Annotated in this window: 11 protein-coding genes; 6 read left to right on the forward strand and 5 right to left on the reverse strand. The window is 64.4% G+C overall.

Annotated elements, in window-relative coordinates:
* From FM069_RS21310 to FM069_RS21320, 3 genes are all read right to left on the reverse strand, one after another.
* Positions 1-370: thiolase family protein (locus FM069_RS21310; protein WP_267904220.1), on the reverse strand; the 370-nt coding region annotated here is incomplete at its 3' end.
* 50 nt (positions 371-420) lie between these two features.
* Complete coding sequence (locus FM069_RS21315) at positions 421-1,089, reverse strand: CoA transferase subunit B (protein ID WP_143490425.1); 669 nt, start codon at positions 1,087-1,089, stop codon at positions 421-423.
* A 62-nt stretch (positions 1,090-1,151) separates the two neighbouring features.
* Positions 1,152-1,850 (reverse strand): CoA transferase subunit A, encoded by a 699-nt coding sequence (locus tag FM069_RS21320; protein WP_143490426.1) that lies wholly within the window; start codon positions 1,848-1,850, stop codon positions 1,152-1,154.
* Between the two features lie 124 nt (positions 1,851-1,974).
* On the opposite strand from FM069_RS21320, the gene FM069_RS21325 reads away from it, so the two are divergent.
* The 3 genes from FM069_RS21325 (at position 1,975) to FM069_RS21335 (ending at position 4,081) form a co-directional block, all read left to right on the forward strand.
* Positions 1,975-2,892 (forward strand): LysR family transcriptional regulator, encoded by a 918-nt coding sequence (locus FM069_RS21325; RefSeq protein ID WP_143490427.1) that lies wholly within the window; start codon positions 1,975-1,977, stop codon positions 2,890-2,892.
* An 86-nt stretch (positions 2,893-2,978) separates the two neighbouring features.
* Positions 2,979-3,725: a substrate-binding periplasmic protein gene (locus FM069_RS21330; RefSeq protein WP_143490428.1), complete on the forward strand. Its 747-nt coding sequence runs from the start codon at positions 2,979-2,981 to the stop codon at positions 3,723-3,725.
* 77 nt (positions 3,726-3,802) lie between these two features.
* Entirely contained in the window at positions 3,803-4,081 is a 279-nt protein-coding gene (locus FM069_RS21335; RefSeq protein WP_143490429.1) for a peptidylprolyl isomerase, read from the forward strand.
* An 86-nt stretch (positions 4,082-4,167) separates the two neighbouring features.
* Here FM069_RS21335 and FM069_RS21340 read toward each other — a convergent pair whose 3' ends face one another.
* A complete protein-coding gene (locus FM069_RS21340) occupies positions 4,168-4,314 on the reverse strand; it encodes a hypothetical protein (protein WP_178106889.1) in 147 nt (48 codons plus the stop codon).
* A gap of 780 nt (positions 4,315-5,094) precedes the next feature.
* Between FM069_RS21340 and FM069_RS21345 the strand changes: the two genes are divergently transcribed.
* Positions 5,095-5,712, forward strand: coding sequence for an HAD-IA family hydrolase (locus tag FM069_RS21345; RefSeq protein ID WP_143490430.1), 618 nt, complete (start codon positions 5,095-5,097; stop codon positions 5,710-5,712).
* 8 nt (positions 5,713-5,720) lie between these two features.
* Here the strand turns inward: FM069_RS21345 and FM069_RS21350 are convergent, their stop codons facing one another.
* Positions 5,721-6,017, reverse strand: a complete 297-nt coding sequence (locus FM069_RS21350; RefSeq protein ID WP_143490431.1) for a DUF1652 domain-containing protein — start codon at positions 6,015-6,017, stop codon at positions 5,721-5,723.
* A 424-nt stretch (positions 6,018-6,441) separates the two neighbouring features.
* Here FM069_RS21350 and FM069_RS21355 point away from each other — a divergent pair, with 424 nt between their 5' ends.
* Both FM069_RS21355 and FM069_RS21360 read left to right on the forward strand, forming a co-directional pair.
* Positions 6,442-6,711: a hypothetical protein gene (locus FM069_RS21355; RefSeq protein WP_143490432.1), complete on the forward strand. Its 270-nt coding sequence runs from the start codon at positions 6,442-6,444 to the stop codon at positions 6,709-6,711.
* Between the two features lie 154 nt (positions 6,712-6,865).
* A complete protein-coding gene (locus tag FM069_RS21360; protein ID WP_143490433.1) occupies positions 6,866-7,966 on the forward strand; it encodes a DNA topoisomerase IB in 1,101 nt (366 codons plus the stop codon).
* Positions 7,967-8,152 lie beyond the last annotated feature (186 nt).

Consider the following 8,152-nt stretch of genomic DNA (forward strand, 5'->3'; position numbering starts at 1 on the left):
CGTAGGGCGCGAGGCTCATGTTCTCCTGGCCGCCGGCGATGACCACCTCGGCGTCGCCGCAGCGGATCGCCTGGGTGGCCAGGTGCAGGGCCTTGAGGCCGGAGCCGCAGACCTTGTTGATGGTCATCGCCGGGACGCTGTGGGGCAGGCCGGCCTTGAGGGCGGACTGGCGCGCGGGGTTCTGCCCGGCGCCGGCGGTGAGCACCTGGCCGAGGATCACCTCGTCCACGGTGGCCGGGTCCAGGCCGGTCTTCTCCAGCAGGGCGCGGATCACCACGGCGCCCAGCTCGGTGGCAGGCACCTGGGCCAGGCTGCCCTGGAAGCTGCCGATGGCGGTGCGGGTGGCGGCGACGATGACGACATCTTGCATGGGGGGTCACTCCAGCAGGGCGTCCCGCCCGGGCGGGACGCGGCGGTGAATCACAGCGACGCGGGGAACTGCATCTCCACCACGTCGTCCGGCACGATCAGGCGGCCGGCGGTCTTGGCGACGATCTCTTCGACGCTCACGCCAGGGGCGCGCTCGCGCAGAATGAAAGCGCCGTCCTCGATCTCCAGGTAGGCCAGGTCGGTCAGCACCTTTCGGATGCAGCCGCAGCCGGTGAGCGGCAGCGAGCAGCGCGGCAGCAGCTTGGACTCGCCGTCCTTCGACGCGTGGGTCATGGTGACGATGATGTTGTCCGCGCCGGCCACCAGGTCCATGGCGCCGCCCATGCCCTTGACCAGCTTGCCGGGGATCATCCAGGAGGCGATGTTGCCCTCCACGTCCACCTCGAAGGCCCCCAACACGGTGAGGTCGACATGGCCGCCCCGGATCATGGCGAAGGATTGCGAGGAGTCGAAGATGGAGGCGCCGATGCGCGCGGTGACCGTCTGCTTGCCGGCGTTGATCATGTCGGCGTCCACCTCGGACTCGGTGGGGAACGCGCCCATGCCGAGCAGGCCGTTCTCCGATTGCAGCATCACGTCGATGCCGTCGGGCACGTAGTTGGCCACCAGGGTGGGGATGCCGATGCCCAGGTTGACGTAGTAGCCGTCTTTCAGCTCGCGGGCCACGCGCTGGGCCATCTGTTCACGGGTGAGTGCCATGGCAGGAACCTCAAATAAGGGGGTGGAGGGGCGCGCCGATCCCTGATCGGCCTGGCGCCGGATCACGAACGTAGGGTGAGCTTCTCGATGCGCTTCTCGAAGCGCCCCTGGATGATGCGATCCACGTAGATCCCGGGGGTGTGGATCTGGCTGGGATCGAGTTCGCCGGGCTCGACGATCTCCTCCACTTCCACCACAGTGATGCGCCCGGCGGTGGCCACCACCGGGTTGAAGTTCTGCGCGGTATGCCGGTAGACCACGTTGCCGAAGTGGTCGGCCTTCCAGCCCTTGACGATGGCGAAGTCGCCAGTAATGGCCGGTTCGAGGATGTACGGGCGGCCGTTGAACTCACGGACCTCCTTGCCCTCGGCCACCGGGGTGCCGTAACCCGTTGCGGTGAAGAAAGCCGGGATGCCAGCACCACCGGCGCGCATCTTCTCCGCCAGGGTACCTTGGGGGGTCAGCTCCACTTCCAGTTCGCCGCTGAGCAGTTGCTGCTCGAACAGCGCGTTTTCGCCGACGTAGGAGGCGATCATCTTGCGGATTTGCCGGCCTTCCAGCAGCACGCCCAGGCCGAAACCGTCGACGCCGCAGTTGTTGGAGACCACCGTGAGGCCCTTGACCCCGCGACGGCGAATCTCGGCGATCAGGTTCTCGGGAATCCCGCAGAGGCCAAACCCGCCGGCCAGCACCGTCATGTCATCGGTCAGACCGTCGAGGGCTTCCTCGTAGCTGCCTACTCGCTTGTCGAGTCCACTCATGATTGCTCACTGCCTTTTCTTGTCGTTGTTCGGTGACCGATACGTCGGCCTTCGTGCAGCTTCTTACCCGGGCACTGATTTGTTAAGTTTGTTTTTCTGATGCATTGATAGGTTAAGCAAAACAATGACCGTGAAGCAGCTGCGGGCGTTCCTCGCCGTCGCGCGGAACCTCAGCTTCGCCCAGGCCGGCGAACGCCTGCATTTATCCCAGCCGGCCTTGAGCCTGGCCATCAAGAACCTGGAGGAGTCCCTCGGCGGCCCGCTGCTGACGCGCACCACCCGCAGCGTCAGCCTGACACCGGAGGGCGAGACCCTGTTGCCCATCGCCACCCGCCTACTGGCGGACTGGGACAATACCGAGGAGCTGCTGCGCCAGCACTTCACCCTGCAACTCGGCAAGGTGTCCATCGCCGCCATGCCCTCCTTCGCCGGCAACCTGCTGCCGTTGGCGCTGAAGGCCTTCCGCGGCCGCCACCCGCGGGTCAACGTGGCCGTGCACGACGTGCTCAACGAGCAGGTGGTGAACATGGTTCGTACCGGGCGCGTGGAACTGGGCATCGCCTTCGAGCCGGAGACCCTGGAAAACCTGGCCTTCACCCCGTTCTACACCGACCGTTTCGTCGCGGTGGTACCGGCTGACTCGCCCCTGGCCGCGCATGCCGAGCTGAGCTGGGAGGCGCTGCTGCAGGAGAGCTTCATCACCCTGCAGCGCCCGTCCGCCGTGCGTCTGCTGCTGGAGCAGCAGGTAGCCCCGCAACACGGCCGGCTACCGGTGGCGTTCGAAAGCCACCAACTGGTGACGGCCGGCCGGATGGTCGCCCAAGGCCTCGGCGTCAGCGCCGTGCCGACCCTGTGCATTCGCCAGATGGAAGAGCTGGGCGCCCGTTGTGTGCGCCTCCACTCGCCCCAGGTGGAACGCCGGGTCGGCCTGCTGCGGCTCGCCGAGCACAGCCTGTCCACCGCGGCCCAGGCCCTGAGCGATGCGCTGCTGCACATCGCCGACTGGAAACACCTGGACGCCACGGCCCAGGCGCCCGGCTGAGTGGAGGGCGGCCGGCCGTCCGCCAAACGGACGCGAAGGGCGTCCCCTCTATACTGGGCACTCCCGTATCGAACAGATCGTTGCCTTTGAAACCGTTCCGACGCCTTCCAGCCCTGCTCCTCGCCGCCTGGCTGCCCCCCGCACCCGCCGCGGTTCCGCTGTACGCCATCGACGCGCCGCCCCTGGTTCTGCTGGACCCTACCCGCAGCCGCGGCGAAGTGGGCGATATCGTCCTGGAGGCCCTCGCGCGGGCCGGCTACCCAGCCGAGCTGCGCAACGAGCCCTGGGCGCGGGCGCAGAAGCGCGTGAGCGAAGGTGAGGACCTGCTGATCATGCCCCTCACCCGAACCCGCAACCGGGAAGCCTCGTTCACCTGGATCGCTCCGATCACGCGCATGGAGCGTGCCTTCTTCAGCCTCCAGCACCGCGTCGACAGCTTCGACGAAGCCAAGGCCACCTTCAGGCAGATCGGCGTGGGCCAGGGCAGCGCCCAGTACGAGGCGCTGATCACCCGCGGCTTCACGGAAGACCAGATCGTCGAGATCACCATCGGCGACAACCCGGCGCGCATGCTGGAACTGGGCCGCATCGACGCCTGGTTCAACGGCGTCGAGGAGAGCCGCTACATCTGGCGCGAGCAGGCGCGCCCACCGCTGCTGATGGGCCAGCCGCTGCTGACCGAAGACATCTACCTGGCCTGCTCCAGGCAATGCGACCCGCAGATGGTCATGCAGCTGCGCCAGGCGCTGGATGCGATGCGCCAGGACGGCAGCTTCGACCGTCTGCAGGGCGCCTATCGGGTCGAGGACGAGTCGACGCCAACCGGCGGCTGATCACTGCCGCGCCCTTCCCCTCGCCCGGGCGTTCAGGCCCCGGCACAATGGGCGTCTTTTCCCCGGGGAGCCCGACCATGGCGAAGGCGATGGCCCGTCACATTCTCGTCAAGACCGAAGCGGAAGCGCAGCTCCTGAAGAAACGGCTGGATAACGGTGAAGACTTCGCGAAACTGGCCCGTGCCCACTCCCTCTGCCCCTCGGCGAAACGAGGCGGCGATCTGGGCGAAGTTCGACCCGGGCAGATGGTGCGTGCCATCGACCAGGTCATTTTCAAGAAACCGCTGCGGCTGATCCATGGACCGGTGAAGAGCACCTTCGGTTATCACCTGGTGCAAGTGTTCTATCGCGACTGATAACGACCTGTTCACAAGTGATTGGAGAGCGCCGTTAAAAGCGACGGTGCTGTGCCGCGTATGACGCTCCGCTCATGAAACCGACATCACGGCCAGCGGCGTTCGGCGTTCGGCGTTCGGCGTTCGGCGTTCGGCGTTCGGCGTTCGGCGTTCGGCGTTCGGCGTTCGGCGTTCGGCGTTCGGCGTTCGGCGTTCGGCGTTCGGCGTTCGGCGTTCGGCATGTACATGTACATGTACAGCGTCACCTGGGTGAATGTACTGAACGCCCATTTCGCAACGGGTCCCGGGACAGTGCTGGTCGGCGAATTCGGTGCCGAGCACTGCTCCGCGATTTTCCTCGGCGCCCCTGTGTTCGCTGGTGCCGCGGCTGGCGCTGAAGCAGATGGCAGATTTATGGACGAGCCCATGGCCCTCAATAGCGCGGGGACAGTCGACTGCAGGGTGCGCTGGCGGTGATGGCGACATTTTTGTAGTGATCTGTATCGTCCGCCTGGCCATCGAGACCAGGTCTGGAGACCATGAGCCAACGCACCCGGAATCGGTCGGCTATGGTGCCGCCTTCGACGGGACCGCCACCAAGCTGTACAGGCTGGCGCTCATCTGCGGACGGTTCCTGGCGGCCTGTAACGACCTGCGCTGGTCATCGGGAGCAAGTGATGACCATCAGTTGTGAGTGCATGGCACTCAGCCTCTTGACCTCCTTGTTGCACGTGCGCCGCCGCGGGCCCACATCGGCGTGGCCTGTTCATCGCGCCGATCTTTTGCGCCGACCAAGCTCGCCCGAATCGTGCAGGCGGCCCGCTATGGAACTGCCTACGCCATCGTAGCGTCCATGGTGGGCGGCATTGCCGTCCAGCTGCTGGGCTTAGGATCATCGGCAGCCTCAGGTACACAATGCGGCGGCTTTCATGGCGGGTAGTCCCTGACCTGCACTCTGGCCACTCTCGCGATCATCCGCATCCAGACCGACTGGCAGTGGGCCATGGTCATCCAGCCCTCGGAGGAGCTGCCCCATGCTCGGAACGCCTATCCGACCCGTACTTTTGTTCGACCTGTTCGGGGTGATCGCCCGGACGCAATCCGAGCCGGACAAGCGATTGCTGCAAGGGTTGGGTCGAGCCGAGCCAGACACCTTCTGGCCTGCCTACTGGCAGCGGCGGAGGCCCTATGACCTGGGACAGCCAGCTCGGGACTACTGGACGGCCGTGGGAAACGCCGTCGGGACGCGCTATTCCCGTGATGAGATTCAGGTTCTGGTGGAGGCAGACATCGCCAGTTGGAGCCGGATCGACAAGGCCATGGTGGACTACCTGCAGTCACTGGACGCAGCCGGGTACCAGCTTGGGCTGCTGTCGAACATTCCTGCTGACCTGGCCGAGCGCTTCGAAGCCGAGCAACCCTGGCTGTCATTGTTCGCCGTACGGCGCTTTTCCTGCCAGACCCGGCAAGCCAAGCCCGACCCAGCGGCCTACCTGGGCTGCGCCGCCCGGCTGGGCTGCCCCCTTGAGCAGATACTCTTCATCGACGACCGCGAGGAAAATGTCCAGGCGGCCCGCCAACTGGGCCTGGGAGGGCACACCTTCGAGAACCTTGCGACGTTGCAAGCCTGTCTGGAGAGAGAACCTCGCTAGACCCGCGCTCAGCTCGCCTCGGGCAGCAGCCGCTGCAACGAAAGCGCCTGAAGATCGGAGCGAACCGTCGCCACGATCCGCTCGATATCCCCCAGGGATAGCTGGGTGGAGCACGGGATGCCGGCCACGGTGAGCAGGATATCGCCGGAGTCCGGTTCGACCACCTGAGCGCGCAGGCTACGCGGGGAATCCAGTGTCGCGATGAAGTCCAGCGGCTGGAAATAGCTCTTCATCAACTCGCATGCTCGGGGAAACGAGAAATGTGTCATGGCACCCTCCGTATCCAGCGTGGAACTGCCCAGCATGGAAAGCCTGGCGTGGACCGCCTTGCGCGCTTGGATGCTTGACAGTAGTCCCCGGGCCGTCGAATTCCCAGCGAGCGCCCTTCTCTATTAAGCGCCTTAGTTAGGGTGGTTTCTGGATAGCAACGCTAAGTGCCGAAGCCGTCTTGCAATGTTCGTTCATACGATTCCGCCGAATGGCACGGGAAACCGACCAGCGGCTCGATGATTGTCTAATCGTGCGGGTCTATGAGTTCGCATGAAGATGCCTACGGCTCCAGAAAAATAGAGTTTGCGATTGGAATGATCGGATTCACGACATGAACCGACAGAAACGCGACTCGATGTGACTTCAGGGCCCGGCACCGACATCAACGCTTAAGAGAGCGGCGACCGCAGTCGAATGAGCTCTCGACGAGCTTACTCACGGGCACCTTGGAGACCACTCATGAACGCCCCCCTTCGCTTCAACGAAGCGTTACTTATCACCGATCGAGCGTTTCAGCCTTATCAATGCATCGCCTGGGCACCTCAAGACGGGACCGGCGAACTGGACATCAGCGTCCTGGACCGGACCAGCACCCGCCTGCTGGGCCGCTCGAAGATCCCCAGCAGCACCTATTGCGATCCAAAGAAACTCGCGTCCATCCTCAGGCAATCCCGCGACGAGCTGTCCAGCAAAGGGTACATCCTGGCCCCTTGGAGCATGCCGGACTGATCACCAAGGGCGAGGATTAACCTCTTCGCCCCTTCGCTTCTTCCTCAGCCCTCGCCTCCCTCTTCGCAGCAACCCACCTGACCTGAACGCTCACCTCGGCGACACGGTCAGTTATGCATGATCGTTCGCTGCGTGATTGCACGCCGAGGCCTGAATGAGTGACGCAAGCCCTATTGTTCCACCGCTGGCCAAGGGCGTCAGGCCCACTCCCCAGGACGAACAAAGCGACACTGGCACGCTGCTGTGTCCGATGCTCCCGCCGGACCTGGTCTATGTGGACGACACCCAGCCGGGAATCAGACGCAAGATGCTTCGCGGCAAGTTCGCCTATTTCGATGTGGACGGGCAACGTATCCGCGACGAAGACGAAATCCAACGTCTCAATAAACTGGCCATTCCGCCCGCCTATATCGACGTCTGGATCTGCAGCGATCCCCAAGGCCATCTACAGGCCACGGGTCGGGACGCACGGGGGCGCAAGCAATACCGCTATCACGAGCGCTGGCGCGAAATCAGGGATGCCAACAAGTACGAGCGGCTTCTGGACTTCGGCAAGACGCTTCCCAAGCTACGGGCTCAGGTAGAGGCTGATCTGCACCGGCGCGAGCTGGACCGGGAAAAGGTCATGGCGACCGTGGTGAGCCTGCTGGACTCAACGCTTATCCGCGTGGGAAACATGCAGTATGCCAAGGAAAACAAGTCGTTCGGCTTGACCACGCTACGCAATCGTCATGTCAAGGTGAAAGGCCAGTCGATTCGCTTCCACTTCCGCGGAAAGAGCGGCATCGAGCACAACGTGAGCCTCAAGCATCCGCGGCTGGCGCGTATCGTCAAGCGCTGCATGGAGCTCCCGGGCCAGCACCTGTTCCAGTACCTGGACGCTCAACAGCAGCGCCATGCCATCAGCTCTTCGGACATCAACCAGTACCTGCAAAACCTGACCGGCAAGGACTTCACTGCCAAGGACTATCGGACCTGGGCCGGCAGTGCACTGGCCTTGGCTTACTTGCGCGAGGTCCCCTGGGAGGACGAAGCCCAAGCCAAGCGCGAGGTGGTGGAGGTGATCCGCCAGGTCTCGAGCCAGCTGGGCAACACGCCCGCGGTGTGCCGCCGGTGCTACGTGCACCCGGCGGTGCTGTCGGCGTACCTGGGGGGTTCGCTACGGGGCCAGCGCAAGGCGCGTGCACGCAAGGGCCTGCGGGCGGAGGAAGCGGCACTGGTGCGCTTCCTGGAGGCGCTGGAGCCGCTAGCCTGAGCAGTTGTTGGGCTCACCAGCGGCTTATCACGCCGTGGCCTCGCTGCCGCTTTTGCCGCCCCCAAAAGGCCAAACCCCAACCCGCGTGAGCGGATTGGGGTTTGGGGATAGAAGCTTGACGATGACCTACTCTCACATGGAGAAGCTCCACACTACCATCGGCGAAGAGTCGTTTCACTGCTGAGT

It is taken from the genome of Pseudomonas mangiferae, from assembly GCF_007109405.1.
GTDB lineage: Bacteria > Pseudomonadota > Gammaproteobacteria > Pseudomonadales > Pseudomonadaceae > Pseudomonas_T > Pseudomonas_T mangiferae.

Coding starts and splice junctions, on each gene's coding strand:
- FM069_RS21315 (WP_143490425.1), bottom strand. CDS start 1,089: ATGGCACTCACCCGTGAACAGATGGCCCAGCGCGTGGCCCGCGAGCTG.
- FM069_RS21320 (WP_143490426.1), bottom strand. CDS start 1,850: ATGAGTGGACTCGACAAGCGAGTAGGCAGCTACGAGGAAGCCCTCGAC.
- FM069_RS21325 (WP_143490427.1), top strand. CDS start 1,975: ATGACCGTGAAGCAGCTGCGGGCGTTCCTCGCCGTCGCGCGGAACCTC.
- FM069_RS21335 (WP_143490429.1), top strand. CDS start 3,803: ATGGCGAAGGCGATGGCCCGTCACATTCTCGTCAAGACCGAAGCGGAA.
- FM069_RS21340 (WP_178106889.1), bottom strand. CDS start 4,314: ATGTACATGTACATGCCGAACGCCGAACGCCGAACGCCGAACGCCGAA.
- FM069_RS21345 (WP_143490430.1), top strand. CDS start 5,095: ATGCTCGGAACGCCTATCCGACCCGTACTTTTGTTCGACCTGTTCGGG.
- FM069_RS21350 (WP_143490431.1), bottom strand. CDS start 6,017: ATGCTGGGCAGTTCCACGCTGGATACGGAGGGTGCCATGACACATTTC.
- FM069_RS21355 (WP_143490432.1), top strand. CDS start 6,442: ATGAACGCCCCCCTTCGCTTCAACGAAGCGTTACTTATCACCGATCGA.
- FM069_RS21360 (WP_143490433.1), top strand. CDS start 6,866: ATGAGTGACGCAAGCCCTATTGTTCCACCGCTGGCCAAGGGCGTCAGG.